This window comes from Bacillus sp. B-jedd, assembly GCF_000821085.1.
Classification (GTDB): Bacteria; Bacillota; Bacilli; order Bacillales; family Cytobacillaceae; genus Bacillus_D.
This window is the reverse complement of sequence record NZ_CCXR01000001.1, coordinates 3,679,586-3,699,110: the sequence shown is the minus strand read 5'-3', so window position 1 is coordinate 3,699,110 and position 19,525 is coordinate 3,679,586. Positions and strand designations below refer to the sequence as shown.

General features: G+C 49.2%; 16 protein-coding genes and 1 riboswitch. Of the genes, 14 read left to right on the top strand and 2 right to left on the bottom strand.

Annotated features, from left to right (window positions below; all coding sequences use genetic code 11):
• Positions 1 to 138: 138 nt before the first annotated feature.
• From cls to BN1002_RS18195, 8 genes are all read left to right on the top strand, one after another.
• Positions 139 to 1,650 (top strand): cardiolipin synthase, encoded by a 1,512-nt coding sequence (cls, locus tag BN1002_RS18230; protein WP_048826937.1) that lies wholly within the window; start codon positions 139 to 141, stop codon positions 1,648 to 1,650.
• A gap of 337 nt (positions 1,651 to 1,987) precedes the next feature.
• Positions 1,988 to 2,806 carry an ammonia-dependent NAD(+) synthetase gene (gene nadE, locus BN1002_RS18225; protein WP_048828054.1) on the top strand — a complete coding sequence of 273 codons (819 nt, stop codon included), beginning with the start codon at positions 1,988 to 1,990 and terminating at the stop codon, positions 2,804 to 2,806.
• Between the two features lie 256 nt (positions 2,807 to 3,062).
• Complete coding sequence (locus BN1002_RS18220) at positions 3,063 to 3,578, top strand: hypothetical protein (RefSeq protein ID WP_048826936.1); 516 nt, start codon at positions 3,063 to 3,065, stop codon at positions 3,576 to 3,578.
• A gap of 181 nt (positions 3,579 to 3,759) precedes the next feature.
• A complete protein-coding gene (locus tag BN1002_RS18215; protein WP_197072819.1) occupies positions 3,760 to 4,968 on the top strand; it encodes a membrane-associated sensor domain-containing protein in 1,209 nt (402 codons plus the stop codon).
• 196 nt (positions 4,969 to 5,164) lie between these two features.
• A riboswitch (Lysine riboswitch) is annotated at positions 5,165 to 5,341 on the top strand.
• A gap of 210 nt (positions 5,342 to 5,551) precedes the next feature.
• Positions 5,552 to 6,979, top strand: a complete 1,428-nt coding sequence (locus tag BN1002_RS18210) for an amino acid permease (protein ID WP_048826934.1) — start codon at positions 5,552 to 5,554, stop codon at positions 6,977 to 6,979.
• A gap of 338 nt (positions 6,980 to 7,317) precedes the next feature.
• Positions 7,318 to 8,151, top strand: a complete 834-nt coding sequence (locus tag BN1002_RS18205; protein WP_048826933.1) for an amino acid ABC transporter substrate-binding protein — start codon at positions 7,318 to 7,320, stop codon at positions 8,149 to 8,151.
• Positions 8,138 to 8,836, top strand: a complete 699-nt coding sequence (locus tag BN1002_RS18200; protein WP_048826932.1) for an amino acid ABC transporter permease — start codon at positions 8,138 to 8,140, stop codon at positions 8,834 to 8,836. Before BN1002_RS18205 ends, BN1002_RS18200 begins: the two co-directional genes overlap by 14 nt.
• A 126-nt stretch (positions 8,837 to 8,962) precedes the next feature.
• A complete protein-coding gene (locus BN1002_RS18195) occupies positions 8,963 to 9,703 on the top strand; it encodes an amino acid ABC transporter ATP-binding protein (protein ID WP_048828053.1) in 741 nt (246 codons plus the stop codon).
• A 509-nt stretch (positions 9,704 to 10,212) separates the two neighbouring features.
• Here the strand turns inward: BN1002_RS18195 and BN1002_RS24390 are convergent.
• On the bottom strand, positions 10,213 to 10,347 hold the full coding sequence (locus BN1002_RS24390; RefSeq protein WP_269429808.1) for a hypothetical protein: 135 nt from the start codon (positions 10,345 to 10,347) through the stop codon (positions 10,213 to 10,215).
• Between the two features lie 228 nt (positions 10,348 to 10,575).
• On the opposite strand from BN1002_RS24390, the gene BN1002_RS18190 reads away from it, so the two are divergent.
• From BN1002_RS18190 to BN1002_RS18165, 6 genes are all read left to right on the top strand, one after another.
• Positions 10,576 to 11,118 (top strand): NfeD family membrane protein, encoded by a 543-nt coding sequence (locus BN1002_RS18190; RefSeq protein WP_048826931.1) that lies wholly within the window; start codon positions 10,576 to 10,578, stop codon positions 11,116 to 11,118.
• Positions 11,119 to 11,129: 11 nt separating this feature from the next.
• A complete protein-coding gene (locus tag BN1002_RS18185) occupies positions 11,130 to 12,656 on the top strand; it encodes a flotillin family protein (protein WP_048826930.1) in 1,527 nt (508 codons plus the stop codon).
• Positions 12,657 to 13,178: 522 nt separating this feature from the next.
• Entirely contained in the window at positions 13,179 to 13,634 is a 456-nt protein-coding gene (locus BN1002_RS18180) for a flavodoxin (RefSeq protein ID WP_048826928.1), read from the top strand.
• 155 nt (positions 13,635 to 13,789) lie between these two features.
• Complete coding sequence (locus BN1002_RS18175) at positions 13,790 to 14,011, top strand: heavy-metal-associated domain-containing protein (RefSeq protein WP_048826927.1); 222 nt, start codon at positions 13,790 to 13,792, stop codon at positions 14,009 to 14,011.
• Positions 14,012 to 14,529: 518 nt separating this feature from the next.
• Positions 14,530 to 16,443, top strand: coding sequence for a heavy metal translocating P-type ATPase (locus BN1002_RS18170; protein WP_048826926.1), 1,914 nt, complete (start codon positions 14,530 to 14,532; stop codon positions 16,441 to 16,443).
• A gap of 293 nt (positions 16,444 to 16,736) precedes the next feature.
• Positions 16,737 to 17,435: a Crp/Fnr family transcriptional regulator gene (locus BN1002_RS18165; protein ID WP_048826925.1), complete on the top strand. Its 699-nt coding sequence runs from the start codon at positions 16,737 to 16,739 to the stop codon at positions 17,433 to 17,435.
• Positions 17,436 to 17,711: 276 nt separating this feature from the next.
• Here BN1002_RS18165 and BN1002_RS18160 read toward each other — a convergent pair whose 3' ends face one another.
• Complete coding sequence (locus BN1002_RS18160; protein ID WP_231575057.1) at positions 17,712 to 19,076, bottom strand: sensor histidine kinase; 1,365 nt, start codon at positions 19,074 to 19,076, stop codon at positions 17,712 to 17,714.
• Positions 19,077 to 19,525: the final 449 nt, after the last annotated feature.

Genomic DNA, 19,525 nt, shown 5'->3' with positions numbered 1-19,525 from the left:
AAACTCTCATAGCTGCAAACTCACTCCAAGTACCACTCCATTCTACTCATCCTGCCTTGGCGGGATGTTTTTTTTGCAAAAGGGTAAGGGTATAGGTATAGAGAACGTATTTCGCTGCGGCTGACATGGGGAGTAATTATGCTGAAACGGAGAATTGAATTTTTATTTGTGATTGCGCTGACGGTGTGCCTGTATATGATTGTATACACGAATGTGCAGCCGCTTTGGAAGCTGGGGTTTGCCCTCCTATATGCGGGCATTATTCTGGTCAGCGTTTTTTCGCTTATACTCGAGAATCGGTCGGCGCAGCACACCTTGCTCTGGATTTATGTGCTGCTGTTCATTCCGCTTCTCGGCTATATTTTTTATTTGTATTCAGGGCAGCTTTATTTGAAAGGCTATTTATTCAAAACAAAGCGCCAGTTGAACCGGAGCCAGTGGGAACGGATGATGAGGTCGGAATCATCGCCTGATTTATCTTTCCTCGTGGAAAGCCAGGAGAATTTCGCGCTATTCGCACGAAAAATGGCGATGACCCCAATTAGTACGGCTTCAAGGTCGGTCGTCTTGAAAAATGGCCAGGAAACGTTTGGGCAGATTATCGACCGACTGCGGGAAGCTAAAAGATTCATCCATATTGAATATTATATTTTCCGGTCTGACCGGCTTGGCAAGGAAATCATTGATATCCTGATTGAAAAGGCGGAGGCCGGAGTCGAGGTGCGGTTTATCTTTGATGCGGCTGGCAGCCGTTCGCTCGTTGCGGCTGATCTTAGGGCGATGAAGAAAGCGGGTATTAACGCGATTCCGTTTTCACCGCTGAAATTCGGCTTTTTCAACCAGAAATTCAATTTCCGCAACCATCGGAAAATCATCATTATTGATGGCAAAATTGGCTTTGTGGGCGGACTGAATGTCGGCGTGGAGTATCTTGGCGAGGATGAAAATTTCGGCTATTGGCGCGATACGCATATGATGCTCGAAGGGGAAGCGGTTTACACGCTTCATACGGTTTTCCTCTTGGATTGGGAATATGTGAGCGGCGAAAAGATGCTAGATTCCGACTTGCTTGAAAAGCATCCGATTGAAAATGAGGTGCTCGATGGCGCGTTACAGGTCGTGGCGAGCGGACCGGATACACAGCAGGGAATCATGAGTGATTTTTACTATGCGATGATGGCGGCCGCGACCCAGTCGATTTGGATTGCAACACCGTATTTCGTTCCAGATGAGTCGATCCGGACAGCGCTTAGGATTGCGGCTGCCAAAGGGCTTGAAGTTCGGATTATGGTGCCGGAAATAAACGATGGCTTCCTGACCCAGTATGCGACGAGGTCCTATTTCCCTGAGCTGCTCCGATCAGGCGCCGAAATTTACTCATATAAAAAAGGCTTTTTGCACCAGAAAGTCATCATCATCGACGGCAACCTTGCTTCCATCGGCACAGCCAACATGGACATGCGCAGCTTCCACCTCAACTTTGAGGTCAACGTCTTCCTTTACGGCACAAGCTCGATCCGCGACCTCGTCGCCCATTACGAACAAGACATGGAAGAAAGCGAAAAAATTGGCGCCGTCGAATTCTACAAACGTGGCCTATGGAACCGCCTCAAAGAATCATTCTCCCGACTCTTCTCGGGAGTGCTGTGAGGCAGTGGGAAGTTCCAGTGTTTCATTTAGGGAGACGGAAGATATTTCTCTTATTTATAGGCTCAATTAAAGATGAGTGTTGATTTTCAATGAAGTTGATTGGAACGGAGGGGACTGACTCCGGCGGGATGAAGCGGCACGTGGAGACCCCATAGGCGTCTAGACGCCGAGGAGGCTCCACGGTCCTCCTCGCGGAAAGCATGTCCCCGGAGTGGAAATCAACAATCAAGGATAAGACAAAAATAGGAAGCAGAACCGCCCCCGTGCTTTCTTATATGTTGGGTTAGCGGTAAAATAAATTTGGATTTTGTTGCAGGAGGGATTGGAAGTGGATGTTATGCAGGAGCGTATTATTAAAGAGTTGCATGTGAAGCCGGTGATTGATCCGAAAGAGGAGATTAGGGATCGGATCGGGTTTTTGAAGGATTATTGCAAGAAGGCGAAGGCGAAAGGGTTTGTGCTCGGAATTAGCGGTGGCCAGGATTCAACGCTTGCAGGCAGGCTTTCACAGATTGCAGCTGAGGAACTTCGGGAAGAAGGGTATGAAGCAAAATTCATCGCGGTCCGCCTGCCGTACGGCTTGCAGAAGGATGAAGACGATGCTCTGCTCGCACTAGATTTTATCAAGGCGGATGAGGAGTATTCGTTTAATATCAAGGATGCCGTTGATGCGGTTAAGGTGGAGTATGAGCGGGCCGGGACTGGCCAGGTTCTTGCCGATTTCCAAAAAGGGAACGTCAAGGCACGGATGCGGATGATTGCCCAGTACGCTTATGCCGGCATGCACGGATTGCTTGTGGTAGGAACGGACCATGCTGCGGAAGCAGTGACCGGATTTTTCACAAAGCATGGCGACGGAGCGGCGGATGTATTCCCGCTGACAGGGCTGAACAAACGCCAGGGCCGTGAATTGATGAAAGAACTTGGTGCTGTGGAGCGGCTTTACTTGAAAGAGCCGACCGCGGATCTGCTCGACCATGTACCGCTTCAGGCAGACGAAACCGAACTCGGCATTTCTTATGAGGTCATCGATGACTACCTTGAAGGCAAGGAGGTTTCGGAAGAAGACGCTGCCAAAATCGCCAAGCGCTTCACCATCTCCGAACACAAACGCCACACTCCCGCCAACATTTTCAGCGAATGGTGGAAGCAGTAATAAGGCAGACAACTCAACAGAAGTATAGCGGCATCCACTCTTAAAACGAGGGATGCCGCTTTTTGTTGTGAGGCACTGGGCCGGCTCCTGAACTTTTTTCGAATAACAAATGAAGCAGTGGGAATGACCATATGATTCTTTCGGGAAACGAAAGGAACTTAAAGGATTCGCTGAATTTTCACATGTACGAAGGAAGTGATGAATTTTATGCCCTTATAATTGAAAAGTAAATTCTATTATTCAGGAGAGGGTGCCAGTGAAGAGAATAGCTTGGCTAGCTGCTGCGATTATTTTTGTGGCAGGTGTATTTTCAATTAAGTATTTCACAATGCTGCTTGACTCAAAGAATTCCGCGGAGGTGATTACCCGCACGTACGAATATGATCAGGATTTTTCCAATAAAAATACGCTGGTCTCAGCCGCTGATCGGATTTTTATTGGGGAAGTTCTTGAAGAAAAAGAACGCAGCACACACAATGGCCAGCCTGCAATCCTTTATGAAGTTCGTGTGACCCAAAATATAAAAGGAGCCCTTCTGGGTGGGATTACTGTCATTCGGGATGGGGGCTATTATAAGAAAGAAGGACAATTGTTTCTTCTTAAGTACGAAGACAATCCGTTCCTGAAAAAAGGACAGATGTATCTTTTTACTGTTTTTCAAGACAAGGAAGGCATATATTGGTCAATGCCGAAATACGGAGCAGAGGAAATCCATACAGAAGAACAGAAATATGAGCTAATAAATGAGATTAAGATGTTATTAGACAATTGAACTGTAAATAGCGCAGCCAATCTAATTTGGCTGTATTTTTGTTGGCCATGTGGTGGTGTCTGCCACAGAATGTTTTAGGAATTTTCATAATTCTGTTGGATTGTGTTTCGTTTTGGGGAGGCTTTGGCTTTTATAATGGAGGAAATCGGAATCGGACTAAGTAATGGGGAGGTTGGATGTGGTGGAGGACCGGATGTCGGAGCGGCGGTTTCTTGGGTATGTGCTGGCGGCGATTATGGCGCTGATGGGGGTTCATGTATTTCATCCCCAGCTTGTGAAAATATACGATCCGGTGAATTACGTTTCGTTTCATGCGATTCTCGAGTTTTCCAGCATCTTCATCTCCTTTATGATTGTGCTATTTTCCTGGCGGGCACTCAAGCAGAATAACTCGGCCAAGCTGCTTATTCTTTTATTCGCTTTTTTAACGGTGGGAATGGTCGATTTGCTGCATACCTTGAGCTTTAAGGGAATGCCGCATTTCCTGACTGAAAGCTCGGTTGCGAAGGCCACTTGTTTTTGGGTTTTTGCGCGGATGGTTGAAGCCATTCTAATGCTGGCAGTACTTGTCATGCCTGACAGAAGGATAAGGAAAGATTGGCGAAAACCAGTCCTTTGGGCATCTATCCTGCTGACATCATCCATCATGGCAATTGTTTTTATTTTTGAAAAAAGCTTGCCCGTCCTTGTCGTCGAGGGGCAGGGAACAACCTCCTTGAAAAACGGGCTCGAATATTTCATCAGCTTCCTCCATTTTCTTTCGCTCATCGTCTGCCTGTATCACTATTATCTCGAAAAGAGCAACGTCTATCTGAATTTGGCGCTCGCGTTTACGTTCCTGTTTTTTTCAGAAATGATTTTCACCGTCTATCAAAGTGTGTTTGATCTCGATAATTTTTCCGGCCACATCTTCAAAGTGCTTGGCTACTACTTTATCCTGAAAGGGATCTACTATTTGCTTAAGCCAGGCAAGAAAACCAGCGCGGAATCAATCGTGAAGAAAAGCCCCGGAGCCGTTTTTTCTTTTGCAAAAATGGACGGCCAATTTGTTTTTTCCTATCTTGAAGGCGGCCTGCTTCGCGAGCTAGGCATGAAGCCTGGCCGAATGGCCGGCACACAAGTTGAAGATCTCCTTCCGTCCTCGGCCGGCGCAGTTGTCGACCATTGCAATGATTGCTGGGACTCCGGCGATAAACATACCTTTGCTGCCTTTTTGAAAGAGCGGCACCTCATCATCTCACTCTCCCCGGTCATGCAGGAAGGCGTAGTGATTGAAATATGCGGTTCCGCAACCGATGTTTCGGCGTTTGTTGAAAAGAACAGCAGGCACATGGATAAAAGGAAGAAGCCCGCCAATGATAAAAAGGAAAAGCTTCTGAGAACTCTTTAAAAATTTGCCTGGTACGATGGCGGGACAAAAGACGTCCAGCTACGGTGCCAGGCTTTTTTACATCCCGATCCGCTCTGCCAATTTACTCCAAGTATCCAAATTGTTCCGTTGACAAAAGGTACGCAAGCCCTTATCCTGTATAAGGACATTTTAATCCGATTATTGAAAATTGAATTCATATATCCTCATCAGCTCAAGATGAGGTAGAGGTCGCGGTTTTTATGAGTAATCCGGAAGAGGGGCAGGGACCCCGCCGATGCCGGATGAAAGGATCAGCCGCCGAAGCGCCGCATGTCTCTGTTTGCGGCAGCTGGGACTGTATCCGAACAGGTGCAGGACTGTCATGGGAGAGCCATGATGAACTATCCGTTTTGTCTGATGCGGCACGCACACACTCCGTATCAGGGTGTGTTTTTTTGTGCCTTTTTGCAAAATCGATCTTATTTGCGAACTTAAACGATAGGTTCTAAATGATTTTCAAGACTTGCCAAACTAGATGGCACTTTTTTGCGTAAAACTTATTGCAAATACAATGATTCCCAACAACTTGAGCATCCAGAGGAACAGGAAGGGGTCAATCTTAATGGAGAAGCAAGGTAAACTTGGTTTATGGATTTTAACGGCACTTGTCGTTGGCAATATGGTCGGTTCGGGCATTTTCATGATTCCGCGTTCGCTTTCGGAGGCTGCGAGTCCTGCCGGCGTCCTGATGGCATGGGGGCTGACCGGGTTCGGCGTCCTGATGACGGTTCTCGTGTTCGGCAACCTCGCCATCCGCAAGCCGGAGATGCAGGGCGGACCGCAAATTTATGCAAAAGAACTTTTCAAGCCGGGCACACAGGCTTCAACGCTGTCAGGCTTCATGGCAACATGGGGCTACTGGATCGGCAACCTGGCAGGCAATATTGCCATCATTACTACGTTCGCAGGCTATCTGTCAACATTCTTCCCGATTTTGACTAGCCAGGCGGAGTGGTTTACAATTGGCGGCCTTACGGTCAAGGTCGGCAACGGGCTGACATTCATTGTTTGTACGATGCTGCTTTGGGCAACCCATTTAATCATCCTGCGCGGAATCGAAAATGCCGGCCGGCTTAATTTTGCCGCGACTGCAGCGAAGGTCGTCGGTTTCGTGCTGTTCATCATCGTTGGTTTATTCGCCTTCAGCAAAACAAATATCCTGCCGCTCACAGCGCCACGAGTGGATGCAAGCGGCCAGACAATCGGCCTGCTTGGACAGGTGAACTCCGCTGCATTGACAACCCTTTGGGCGTTCGTCGGCGTTGAATCCGCCGTTGTCTTCGCTTCAAGGGCGAAAAAGCCGATCGACGTCAAGAGGGCATCCATCCTTGGCTTGCTGATCGCGCTCGCGATTTATATCGGCATCTCGGCCCTGGTCATGGGCATGCTCGGCCAGGATGAGCTGATTGCTTCGGACAAGCCGTTGATCGATGCGATTATCAAGGTCCTTGGCCCGGCCGGCGGGCAGGCGCTCGCGGCGCTCGGGCTCATCAGCCTGATCGGCTCAACGCTCGGCTGGGTGATGCTGAGTGCGGAAATTCCGTTCCAGGCCGCAAAACAAGGTCTGTTCCTGCCTTCATTCCAGAAAGAAAACAAAAAGGGCATCCCAGTATATTCGATGGTCATCACCAACGCGCTCGGACAGCTGTTCATTTTCTCGACCATCTCGAACTCGATTTCGCAGGCGTTTGAATTTGTCATCATCATCGCAACGCTGTCGTACCTCGTCCCGTATTTCATCGCGTCGCTGTACCAGCTGAAGCTTGTCATCACCGGTGAAACGTATCTTGGCGACCGCTCTCGCCTGACTGACGGCATCATCGCCGCGATTTCAACGATATATTCCACCTTGGTCATCATCGGCGGCACCGCCGACCTGAAGACCTTTGCATTAGGCATGTCCCTCCTCGTGAGCGGAATCTTCTTCTATGGTCCGCTTCGGAAGGGAAGGAACACCACTCTTGCCGGCAAAAAGAAAGCTACTGCGTAAATAAACATGCAGAGTATAAAAAAGAACCACCCAAACAATTAAGCCTGCCAGGCCTGCCCTGGCAGGCTGTTTTTATTGTCTCGTTGCGGAGCGGCTGACCTGGACAGGGCAGGCACTATGCAAAACGTCCGGCGTGCTGGGACATTTTCCCGTAGGCGAACCGTGCGCGTTGTCCGCTTTTGCCAAAAATAACCCCTTAAATCCCAGTATTTTCTATAACACGATTAATCTTAAACAGTCAGGGTAAAATACTGATAATTATTCTTTGACAGACGGGCTTTCTGTGTAATATGATGTTTAATGTTGACCAAACCAATCAGAATTAGGGGGTATTGAATGTGAAGAGGTTTTCCTTGCTGTTTGCACTTATGCTGAGTCTTGTTTTAGTGGTTGCTGCGTGCGGGACGAGTGGCGGTGACAATGCGAAAAACAATGATAATAAAGAAGAAACGAAGAGTGGCGCCGGGAATGATGTGCTGGCGAAGGTGAAGAAGGAAGGCAAGCTCGTTGTTGGGACTGAGGGTACATATCCTCCATTTACGTTCCATGATGACAAGGGCAAGCTGACTGGCTTTGATGTTGAGGTTGCCGAGGAGGTTGCGAAGCGCCTTGGCGTGAAGGCTCAGTTCCTTGAGACGCAGTGGGACGCGATTTTCGGCGGGCTTGATGCAAAGCGTTTTGATATGATTGCGAACCAGGTGGGCATCCGTCCGGACCGCGAAGAGAAGTATTTGTTCTCAATTCCGTATATCACTTCGACCGCAGTCCTTGTTGCGCATTCCGACAATGATAAAGTGAAATCGTTCGAGGATATGAAGGGCTTGAAGTCGGCGCAGTCGATGACGAGCAACTATGCAAAAACGGCCAAGGAATACGGTGCTGAAATTGTCAGCGTAGAAGGTTTCAACCAGGCGATCGAGCTGATCAGTTCAAAGCGCGCCGATGTGACAGTCAATGACAATCTGTCCTTCCTCGACTTTAAAAATAAGCGTCCTGAAGCGAAGGTGAAAATTGTCGCGACTTCCAAGGATGCTTCAAAGAGCGGCCTGATGTTCCGCAAAGACAGCGAGTCGCTTGTGAAGGAAGTCAACAAGGCGCTTGAAGAGATGATCAAAGACGGTACGTACAATAAAATTTCCGAGAAATGGTTTGGCGAAAATGTACTTGAATAGTATTTTCGCCGACCCGGCCCGGATTGACCGGCTCGTCACGATTGCAAAAAGTTCCCTCCTGCCGCTGGTGGAGGGGGCTATTTATTATACAATCCCGCTGACGCTCATTTCTTTCGTTGTCGGGCTTGTGCTGGCGATTTTGACCGCGCTGGCGAGGATTTCGAGTTTGAAGGTGCTGAATGGAATCGCGCGCTTTTATGTGTCGGCAATTCGGGGCACGCCTCTGCTGGTGCAGCTTTTCATCCTCTTTTACGGTCTGCCGACTGTCGGTATTGTGATTGATCCGTTCCCGGCGGCGGTGATCGGCTTCTCGCTCAATGTCGGCGCCTATGCGTCTGAAGTCATCCGCGCGGCGATATTGTCGATCCCAAAAGGGCAGTGGGAAGCAGGCTATTCCATAGGCATGACGTATCCGCAGCTGCTGAAAAGGATCATTTTGCCACAGGCTGCAAGGGTTTCGGTGCCGCCGTTGTCGAATACGTTTATCAGCCTTGTGAAGGACACGTCGCTTGCGGCGATGATTCTCGTGACGGAAATGTTCCGGCGCGCCCAGGAAATCGCGGCGACAAACTATGAGTTCCTGTTGCTTTACACCGAAGCGGCGCTGCTTTACTGGATTATCTGCTTTGCGCTGTCGATTGGCCAGGGCAAACTGGAAGCGAAGCTGGACCGGTATGTTAAATAGTAAGTCGTGGCTTTGTGGCAGAGAACGCGCTTTATCGAACGGAAATCTGTCTGCTCGGGCAGTTAGCGCCACGTTGAGGGGGATGGAAGGATGAGTATTGTGAATGGAACGGGCGGGAATGCACCGATGATTTCGATTAGAGGGTTATATAAACAGTTCGGTGATCTTGGGGTGCTGAAGGGGATCGATTTGGATGTCGGGAAAGGGAATGTGGTCGTCGTGATCGGCCCGTCCGGTTCCGGCAAAACAACCCTCCTCCGCTGCCTCAATATTCTCGAGACGCCGACGAAGGGACGTGTGACGATTTCAGGCCATACACTCGATTTCTCTTGCGAAGTGCCGAAGAAAGGCATCGCTTCGTTCCGGAGGCTGACGGGGATGGTATTCCAGAGCTACAATCTGTTTCCGCATAAGACTGCGATCGAGAATGTGATGGAAGGGCCGGTTATTGTCAAAGGCGAGAAAAAGGAGCAGGCACGGCAGAAGGCGGCGTTGCTTTTGCAGAAGGTCGGCCTTGGGGATAAATTGGATTTCTATCCGCATCAGCTTTCAGGCGGGCAGCAACAGCGGGTCGGCATCGCCCGGGCACTTGCGATGGAGCCTGAAGTGATGCTGTTCGATGAGCCGACGTCCGCGCTTGACCCAGAGCTCGTCGGCGAGGTGCTGAAGGTGATGAAGGATTTGGCGGCGGAGGGAATGACGATGGTCGTCGTCACCCACGAAATGCGGTTCGCCCGCGATGTCGCGAATGAAGTGATTTTCATGGACGGGGGCGTTGTCGTTGAACGCGATTTGCCTGAAAACATCTTCACAAATCCGAAGCACGAACGGACACGTCAATTTTTGAATTTGATCCAAGCGGAATAGAATTTGGATGTGGAATGCGCTAGCCTTGATGGCTGGCGTTTTTTCTTTTGGCAAAAATGGAGCCGGGGAAGCTTTGCGGAAGGAAGAATGGGCGTCTTTGCTATGTGGGGGGCGGAACATTTCCTTTCTAAACGCCCGAAGGTTTTGAAAAATGCATCTTCGGTCGAATAGGAGTGTTCTAAACGCCCGCAGCAACGGAAAAAAGAAGTTGCGGTCGAATAGGAAGGTTCTAAACGCCCGCAGCAATGGAAAAAAGAAGTTGCGGTCGAATAGGAGTGTTCTAAACGCCCGCAGCAGTAGAAAAAAGAAGTTGCGGTCGAATAGGAAGGTTCTAAACGCCCGCAGCATCAGAAAATAGAAGCTTCGGTCGAATAGGAGTGTTCTAAACGCCCGCAGCATTGGAAAAAAGAATCTGCGGTCGAATAGGAGAATTATAGAAACCAGCACAACCCGAATAGGTTTTTTTGCAAAAAAAAGCGCTGGCTTTTCGGCCGGCGCGTTCGTCTGGATTACTTAGTATAATTTCGCCTTTTTAGTTTGGCGGTCAGGTAACGTGGTTTTTTTGAGATCACGACGAGTGAGGTTACGAATGAAATGCCCAGTATGGTTGGGACAACCCATGCCAAATGATCGATTGGTTCCATGATGGTGGTCTCCCCCTTAATTGTATTTTCTCATTGTTTCTCCTTTACCCTCTTTTTAACGAGATAAAACGTGGCTTCCTAGGCACTTCGTTACGGATCTTCCCATAAGTATTTTGAAATTTTTGCAAAAAATGTTACAAATATTTCTTTTATCGAAACTTTTTGTATTCTTTCCCGTATAACTTACTGTAAAATAAAAGGGAAGACGACAATCGGGGGTGATGGCAAATGGAAACGATTAATGGTGTACCTATTGAGACGATTTATTTGTACAGCCTGATTATTGCCGGCGCATTTACATTGATTTATGTGCTGTTCAGCGATTTGTTGTCAGGCTTGTTGGACAGCCTGGATTTTATGAATCCCGTCCTTTTATTTTCATTCATTACATTTTTGTCGGCCGGCGGGTTTATTTTTGAAAAAACGACTAGCCTTTCGTCGTTGCTGATCTTCGGGATTTCCGCGGGTATCTCGGCCATTCTGGTCACGCTGCTGAATGTGTTCGTCCTCGTGCCGCTTTCTCAGGCGGAGGCGTCGCTTTCCTACAACGAATCCGACCTGCGCGGACGGATTGGGAAGGTGATCACTTCGATTCCGGCGGATGGGTTCGGCGAAGTGATGATTGACAGCATCAGCGGGCGGATCGCAAAGCCGGCAGCAAGTTTTGACGGCGGGGAAATCGGTTTTGGCAAAGATGTGTTGGTCGTTGATACAGCCAACGGAGTGCTTCAAGTCGCAGTAAAAGAGAAAATCGAAAACGAGTGGATTTAGGAGGAGATTGAATGATTGATTTGACATTGATTGCAATAGGTGTAGCGGTATTTATCGTTATAGCGCTTCTGGCTGTATTCGTCACGAAGTATAAAACAGCCGGCCCTGACGAGGCGCTGATTGTTACAGGCAGCATGCTTGGGAGCAAAAACGTCCATATTGATGAGTCCGGCAATAAAATTAAAATTATCCGCGGCGGCGGTACATTCATTTTGCCAGTGTTCCAGCAGTCCCAGCCGCTTAGCCTATTATCGAGCAAGCTTGAGGTAACGACTCCGGAAGTTTACACAGAGCAAGGCGTTCCGGTTATGGCAGACGGCGTCGCGATCATTAAAATTGGCGGATCCATTTCGGAAATCGCCACAGCAGCCGAGCAGTTCCTCGGTAAAGCGACAGCAGACCGTGAGAACGAAGCGAAGGAAGTCCTTGAAGGCCATCTTCGTTCCATCCTCGGGTCAATGACAGTTGAAGAGATTTATAAAAACCGGGATAAATTTTCCCAGGAAGTCCAGCGTGTCGCTTCCCAGGACCTTGCAAAAATGGGTCTTGTCATCGTTTCATTCACCATTAAAGATGTCCGTGACAAAAATGGATACCTTGATTCGCTTGGTAAGCCGCGAATCGCCCAGGTTAAGCGCGATGCCGATATCGCAACGGCCGAGGCAGAAATGGAAACCCGCGTCAAAAGGGCGGAAGCCGCGAAGTCAGCGAAGCGTGCCGAGCTTGAGCGCTCAACTGAAATCGCTGAAGCCGAAAAGATTAACCAACTGAAGGTTGCGGAATTCCGCGCCGAGCAGGACGCCGCGAAAGCCCGCGCCGACCAAGCATACGACCTTGAAACAGCCCGCTCGAAGCAGCAGGTAACCGAGCAGGAAATGCAAATCAAGATCATCGAGCGCCAGAAGCAAATTGAGCTTGAAGAGAAAGAAATCCTGCGTCGTGAGCGCCAATACGATTCAGAAGTCAAGAAAAAGGCCGATGCAGACCGTTACTCGGTTGAGCAAGCGGCAGCAGCTGAAAAGGCGAAGCAAATGGCTGAAGCCGAAGCGAACAAATACCGGATTGAAGCGATGGCAAAAGCGGAAGCCGAGCGCATCCGCCTAGACGGTCTTGCAAAAGCGGACGCTGTCCGCGCGCAGGGTGAATCCGATGCTGAAATCATCCGCCTGAAAGGTCTTGCCGAAGCAGAAGCGAAGCAGAAGATTGCTGAAGCGTTCGAACAGTTCGGCCAGGCAGCCGTTATGGACATGATTATGAAGATGCTTCCTGAATATGCGAAGCAAGTTGCGGCCCCGCTTGCCAACATCGACAAGATTTCCATCGTCGATACGGGTAGCGGCGGTGCCAACAGTGGCGCTAACCGCGTGACAGGCTATGCCACGAATCTTATGGCCGGCCTGCAGGAAACCCTTAAAGCTTCCAGCGGCATCGACTTGAAAGAACTGATTGAAAGCTATGCCGGCAAAAATACCCTTCGCCAGGGAATCATTGAGGCGGCTGTGAAAGATGAGGGGCCAAAAGAACCGGTTAAAATGTAATTGAAAAGCCGCTGAATCTTGCTGGCTATCGGCATGGGTTTGATGTTATGCAGGCTTTGCGGACCGGGATTAGTCTGCAGATGATACGGCCGCACAGGGTTTTCAGTAACCATTCGAGATCCCGAATCATATACTAATAAATCGAAGAGCCATTCCTGTTAAACGGGAGTGGCTTTTCTTTTTGGGCTCTTTTTCCGATATGATAATGGGTTTAGGATTTTGTTGGTTATTTTGTTAGCAGATTGCTAGCTTTATCCGTGGATTTTTGGATTTATCCGTACATTTTTTGTTTTATCCGTGAGATTTGTGAAGATATCCGTACTTTTTTTGATATATCCGTACTTTTTTCAGTTTACCCGTAATTGGGTGCCACATGAGATTTTCTTCCCTCTTGAAAGAAGCGCCGCAACGGTTCCTCTGAACTACGCATGATGAGTATTCCCCCAAACTTGATTACGGTCAAGTTTTTTATTTGTGAGGTGATGTATGGTTGGGATGAGGTTATTACATGGAGGGATGGAGATGAAGGCGGTTGTTGTGTTTGCGAGTATGACGGGGACGACGGAGTTGATGGCGGATGTGATCGGGGCGGAGTTGGCGCAATTTGGAGTTGAGGTTGTGCAGAAGGATGTGTTTGAGGCGCATGGCGGGGAGATTGTCGATTTTGATTTGATTTTACTTGGAAGTTACACATGGGGTGATGGTGAGTTGCCGGATGAGATGGCCGATTTTTACAGCGAGCTTCTGGAAGTGGATCTTGCCGGGAAGCGCGCCGCCGTATTCGGGGCGGGAGACTCTTCCTACGAACACTTTGCGATGGCGGTTGATATTCTGGAAGAAACATTGAAAGCACAGGGATGCGTACTCCTCATTGACGGTGTGAAAGCCGATGGGGAGCCGGAGGAGGAGTTGAAAGAGATGTCCAGGTCTTTTGGCAAAAAAGTCGCACATGCCTGCGGACTGGCGGAGGTGCATTGAGTTCATAAAACTGGAGCCGGTATTATGTCAAGCTAGCTTTATGTATGGCTAGCCGATTTCGAAATGCCTCAGTACCGCCTTGTCCAAAAAGAATAGTAGTTTAGTTACAAACAGTTTTATGGGGCGCAAAAAATAATTAAACGGGGGGATCTACGATGAAAAAAGCAGTCTACCAACTGGATACGCTAACATGCCCATCTTGTGTTAAGAGAATTGAAACAGCACTCATCAAGACGGCGGGAATTATCTCGGTAAAGGTGTTATTCAACTTAAGCAAGGTAAAGGCAGAATTTAATGAAGAGCAAATCAGTGCAGACCGAGTCGGAGAAACGCTGAAAAAGCTTGGATACCCGGTTTTATCAGCGAAAGTATCGTGAAAGAGCCCAACCAAAAGAAGCCAATTCAAAAGGAGTCCTATCCAAAAGGAGCGAAGCGACAAGGTCCCATGCCAAAGAGTCCCAATCCAAAAGGAGCCGACATTTGATCCGGAGCAAATTAAAGAACAATATTCAATAACGCAAGAATCCAAGTGTAGGGAACTTTCTCTAAGAATGGCAAGAATCCAAGTGCAAGGAACTTTCTCTAAAAATGACAAGAACCAGTAATTTAATCTCTTGCGCATTATTTATCATGGCCCGCTCCGCGAACAGCATGGAAGAGGGCCATTTTTCGTGGCTTCCTGGTTAAGTGTGATTACGTTGCAAAAGTTGTCCGATAGCGGCCGCTGAAGGTTTTTCTTTTGCAAAAGGGGGTTGAATGGGGTTGATCTGTTACAAATGAAATCGAGGATGGTTTTCTAGAGATTTTTATTTTTCGAGGAGAAACTTGATTGGCGTCAATTACGGCGGGGGGCTTCTCGATTATGATATAGGAAAAATGGAGGAGTTGGTTTGGGATGGTGGCGAGATATAAAACTAGGTTGATGGCGGTAGCATTTGTGTTGATTGTGGCGGGATTTTCGGCGGGGTGGCTGGGGGTTTCGGGGGTGAAAACGGCTGCGCTGGCGGTTGCGACGGTGCTGGCAGGGGCGCCGATTTTCGCTAAGGCGGTCCAGTCGGTGCGAATGAGAGTGTTCAGTATTGATGTGCTCGTGACGATTGCGGTGGCTGGGGCTGTTTATTTGGGCGAGTTTACGGAGTCGTCGGTCGTGACGTTCCTGTTCCTGTTCGGCGACTTTCTTGAGGCGCGGACGCTTGAAAAGACGCGCTCATCGATCAAGAAGCTGGTTGACATGACGCCGCAGGAAGCGACTGTGATTCGCGATGGAGGAGAGCAGACGGTGCCGGTCGAGGAAGTAGTGATTGGCGACCGGGTAATCATCCGGCCTGGCGGAAAGATTCCGGTTGACGGGACAGTCGTGTCCGGGCGGGCGCACTTGAACGAGGCGGTTGTGACCGGTGAAGCGGTGCCAGTCGGGAAAACGTCTGGCGACAAGGTTTTCAGCGGGACGATTGTCGATAACGGGTACATCGAGATTGTCGCGGAAAAGGTCGGGGACGATACAACGTTTGCGAAAATCATCGAGTTGGTGGAGGAGGCCCAGGAGTCGAAGTCCAAGGCAGAGAAGTTCCTTGATTCGTTCTCGGCTTTTTATACACCAGCGGTACTGGTGCTGGCGGTGCTCGTCTATGTGGTTACAACTGATTTGAAGCTAGCGATTACGTTTCTTGTCATTGCCTGCCCGGGCGCGCTCGTAATTGGAGCGCCGGTTTCAAGCGTCGCCGGAATTGGGAATGGCGCTAAGCATGGGGTTCTTATTAAGGGCGGGGAAATCATGGAGATGTTGTCCAAGGTGGACACAATTGTTTTTGATAAAACCGGGACGTTGACGAAGGGAAAGCCGGAAGTAACCGATGTGAAGATTTTTGCCAAAATGGATACAGAAGGGCTTTTGCGACTGGTGGCTGCGGTGGAAATGATGTCCGAACATCACCTTGGCCGGGCGATTGTCAGTGATGCGGAGGCAAGAGGGCTTGATTTCGTGTTGCCGATTGAAGACGGGGAAGTGGTGAAGGGGCATGGCATTAGGGCAGTTGTCGATGGAGCCCGAATTGTAGTTGGGAACCGCGCTTTGATGGAGCTGGAGGGCGTTTCGCTTACCCGAGCGGCCGATGATTATGCAGTGGGAAGGGAAAGAGCAGGGAACACAGCCGTTTTTGCTGCGGTCGAAGGGGAAATTGCGGGCATCATCTCCATTGCCGACCAGATACGCGATGATGCTCCAGAGGCACTGGTGGAGCTGCGGAGAAATGGCATTAGGCAAATCATCATGCTGACAGGGGATAATCGCCATACTGCTCAGTTGGTGGCCGCCCGGCTTGGGGTTGATGAGTTTGTTGCGGAAATGCTGCCGGAGGAAAAGGCGGCTTTTGTGAAGCGGCTGAAGGCCGAGGGACGGGTAGTGGCAATGGCGGGCGATGGGATTAATGACGCGCCGGCGATTGCGACTGCCGATATCGGACTGGCGATGGGCGAGGGCGGTACGGACATTTCGATGGAAACGGCCGGCGTCGTGCTGATGGCTGATAGACTCGGCCAACTGTCACACGCCTACTCCCTGGCAAAAGCGACCATCCGCAATATGAAGCAAAACACGTGGTTTGCGATTGGGACGGCGGCGGTGCTGTTGATTGGCGTCCTGTATGGCGCTGTGCATCTTGCTTCCGGCATGTTCATCCACGAAGCGAGCGTAGTGCTTGTCATCCTGAATGCGATGAGGTTGACCAGGTTTGGGCCACGGGTTGGTTCTGATTTTGGCAAAAAAAAGGGCAAGACCCGGGCTGGCGGTGCGGAGATTGTTTCGCGGTAACGGTTAATGAAGATTTCGGGTAGTGGAGTGGAAGGATTTTTGTTGTAGGTACGCGGTAAGGGCTGGAGTGGTGATTTCTGAATAATTGATGGGTTGTGCGCGGTCGGGAGCGGAAGTGGAGGTTTCAATAGGAGGAATAAAAGGGTTCTTCGGTAGATTCGCTGAGAAGTTTCCGTCGTAATAAATAATCTTTGGAGAATGGTTTTATGAAAAGGATGGACGTTGGAGGGGCCTTGATGGAAAATAAGGGAAAGACTAGTTTAAGTGTAGGAATTTTGTAAGGAGGAATTTGCATGGACTCCGGACATTCAGCAAGCTGCAAGCATCTTTCTAATCAAGCATGTGTTTCGCTTGTGCCGATCTTCAACCACTTGGAAGAGGCACAGATGAATGAAATCATGGCTGCAGCAGGCTCAGTTTCGTTTAAAAAGGGTGAGTTGGTCTACCAGGCGGGAGACCGTTCGGATTCACTTTACATCGTCAGCAAGGGGAAAATAAGAATTTACCGTTTATCCGAGTCGGGAAAGGAACAGCTTTTGCGGATACTTTCAGTTGGCGAATTTATGGGGGAGCTTGCGCTGTTCAGCGAGGAGGTTCACGAGTCGTTCGCTGAGGCGATGGAAGATACGCAGGTTTGTTCTATCAGACGCCAGGATTTGCAGGCGCTTTTGCTGAAATATCCATCGATTTCATTAAAAATTCTTGAGGAGTTTTCAAGCCGCCTCGCGCAATCGGAAAAGCAAAGTGCCCGGTTTGCAACCGAAAAAGTAGAAACACGGATTGCTCTGTTTTTGGCAGAGTGCCTTGATGCAGAGGCTGCGTCTTTTGAAGTTGCGTTGCCGATGAGCAAAAAAGACCTGGCTTCCTACCTTGGAACCACCCCCGAAACCGTCTCCCGAAAACTCGCTGACCTCGAAGACGCAGGTTTCATTAAGCAAAAGCCTCGCCGAAAAATAGAGATTGTGGATTTGGATGGGCTTTTGCTTGTTTAATTTTTGAGGTGGGCTAGTGCTTTTAGGCAAACCCAATCCGGAGGTACTGTTAGGAAAAATATCTTGAATAGTTACCGGGCATTGGTTTTAGAATTTATCCACTTTGCTGCTAGCAGTTTGCTATCTTTTTCCGTGGATTTTTGGATTTATCCGTGAGATTTGTGAACATATCCGTACTTTTTTTGATATATCCTTACTTTTTTCCATTTACCCGTATTTAGGTTAAGCGCCGAGGTTTTTCTCATTCCGAATGAAGCAATGGATCCGCCCCCAGCTTCACACGATGATTTCAAATTCTGTACCGTGGTTGGGTTGACTGGTGACAGTGATGGTTCCGCCGTGGGCTTCGACGAGTTGTTTGGCGATGGCGAGCCCGAGGCCGCTGCCGCCGAGTGCGCGGGTGCGCGACTTATCAACGCGGTAGAATCGTTCGAAGATGCGGTGAAGATCTTCTTCAGGTATGCCCCAGCCGGTGTCGGATATTAGGATTCGGACGTGTCCACTGCCGATGTTTTCTGCTTTTACGGAAACGGAACTGCCTTCGTTTGAGTATTTTCTGGCGTTGTCGAGCAGGTTGAGGATGACTTGCTCGAAGCGTATGGGGTCGATATGGGCGGTGAGGCCGGCCGGACAATCAAGGCTCAGATCCATTTCCTTTTCCCTGAATACGGGGGCAATTTTGCCAAAAAGGGCTTCGAGAAAAGGATTGAGCTCAACTTCGGTTTTATCGACTGTAAAAGTATTTTCATCCAGCTTGGCGAGATTGAATAGTTCCTTGATCAGTTGGGCGAGCTTCATCGCTTCCTCGTGAATGATGGTCAAATATTGATCGCGCTCGGCTTTGTCAAGACCGGGCCGCTTCGCGATTTCGGCGTAGCCTTTGATGTAGGTGAGCGGGGTGCGGAGCTCGTGCGAAATGCTCGCCAGGAACTCGTTCCGCTCAGTTTTCATGAGTTCGAGGTCGCGCGCGAGAACTTCGATTGATTGGCCGAGCTCGCCGATTTCATCTTGGCCAAGTTTAGGCAGCGTAACCGAAAAATCTCCCGTGCTGATCTTTTTTGTCGCTTGGTTCATTTTGACAAGCGGAAGGGTGAGGTAGCGCGACAGGAAGGCGACAACGCCGATCATGAACAGGAGCGACAGCAGGCCGGCAATCAGGAAATGGCGATTCATTCCGGAGATGAGCGCCTTCAGTTTGCCGGTTTCCTGGAACATGTAAATATAACCCTGGCCGCCTTCCATTTTGACAGGGGAGACCGAGGCGATAAAGGGCTGATTTTTCCAATCGTCTTCAAGAATCATTCCCTGCCGGGGCACGTCGTCCGGGCGCATGCTAATTAAGGTTTTTATCGAAGGAGTGACGGTATTGGAAGACATAAGAATTGTCCCGTATGAATCGGCAAGGATGACCATCGTGTCGGTGCGCGATTCCATCAGGGCGATATGGCGGATCGTCTCCTCATGAAAGCTTGCCTCGAGGATTTCGCGATGATTGTTGCCACGCGTCATTAGGGCGGAGAGTTCATCGTGGACGCGGGAATGAATGATATTGCTGTGGAGAAAAACCATCAGGATAATTTCAAGCAGGAAAATAGCGGCGAAAAAAACGAAGCCGATTTTAAAGGAAAGTTTGTTCATCATGAGAAACCAAGCCTCCGATACAGGCGGAAAATGGGGTGAGCACTGACGGCTGCAAAATGGAAATGCACTGACGGAAAAAACATGAAGATATCTTAAGAATACAACAAAAGGGGGGTTTTTGGGCAAAAAAAAGTGGGCCCTGCGTCGCAGGCGCCCGTATTATTAAAGGGAGGTTAATTAAGGGTAAAGCTAGATAGATCAAACATGTTAAACTGGGTGTAACATTTGCATTCAATAAGCGTATGAGATAAATCTGATTTGCCTTTCAGGTCCGGATGCTTCATGCGGCACGGCCCCACCATGCGCAGTCAGTTCAGGTTCCTTTCGACAATTCAGGATTGTTTCCTGAATTTGTGTAGCGGGTGGGATTTTGTGGTCCCTTGCTACATCCTTATCATAAAAAATCGTCATGTAGAAGCTATGAAGAAGTTATGTGGTTTTTGTGAAGA

What these genes read in the sequence shown, in the direction of transcription:
- cls (WP_048826937.1), top strand. Translation starts at nt 139, where the DNA reads ATGCTGAAACGGAGAATTGAATTTTTATTTGTGATTGCGCTGACGGTG.
- BN1002_RS18160 (WP_231575057.1), bottom strand. Translation starts at nt 19,076, where the DNA reads ATGATGAACAAACTTTCCTTTAAAATCGGCTTCGTTTTTTTCGCCGCT.
- BN1002_RS18190 (WP_048826931.1), top strand. Translation starts at nt 10,576, where the DNA reads ATGGAAACGATTAATGGTGTACCTATTGAGACGATTTATTTGTACAGC.
- nadE (WP_048828054.1), top strand. Translation starts at nt 1,988, where the DNA reads ATGCAGGAGCGTATTATTAAAGAGTTGCATGTGAAGCCGGTGATTGAT.
- BN1002_RS18170 (WP_048826926.1), top strand. Translation starts at nt 14,530, where the DNA reads ATGGTGGCGAGATATAAAACTAGGTTGATGGCGGTAGCATTTGTGTTG.
- BN1002_RS18185 (WP_048826930.1), top strand. Translation starts at nt 11,130, where the DNA reads ATGATTGATTTGACATTGATTGCAATAGGTGTAGCGGTATTTATCGTT.
- BN1002_RS18175 (WP_048826927.1), top strand. Translation starts at nt 13,790, where the DNA reads ATGAAAAAAGCAGTCTACCAACTGGATACGCTAACATGCCCATCTTGT.
- BN1002_RS18195 (WP_048828053.1), top strand. Translation starts at nt 8,963, where the DNA reads ATGATTTCGATTAGAGGGTTATATAAACAGTTCGGTGATCTTGGGGTG.
- BN1002_RS18180 (WP_048826928.1), top strand. Translation starts at nt 13,179, where the DNA reads ATGAAGGCGGTTGTTGTGTTTGCGAGTATGACGGGGACGACGGAGTTG.
- BN1002_RS18200 (WP_048826932.1), top strand. Translation starts at nt 8,138, where the DNA reads ATGTACTTGAATAGTATTTTCGCCGACCCGGCCCGGATTGACCGGCTC.
- BN1002_RS24390 (WP_269429808.1), bottom strand. Translation starts at nt 10,347, where the DNA reads ATGGAACCAATCGATCATTTGGCATGGGTTGTCCCAACCATACTGGGC.
- BN1002_RS18210 (WP_048826934.1), top strand. Translation starts at nt 5,552, where the DNA reads ATGGAGAAGCAAGGTAAACTTGGTTTATGGATTTTAACGGCACTTGTC.
- BN1002_RS18165 (WP_048826925.1), top strand. Translation starts at nt 16,737, where the DNA reads ATGGACTCCGGACATTCAGCAAGCTGCAAGCATCTTTCTAATCAAGCA.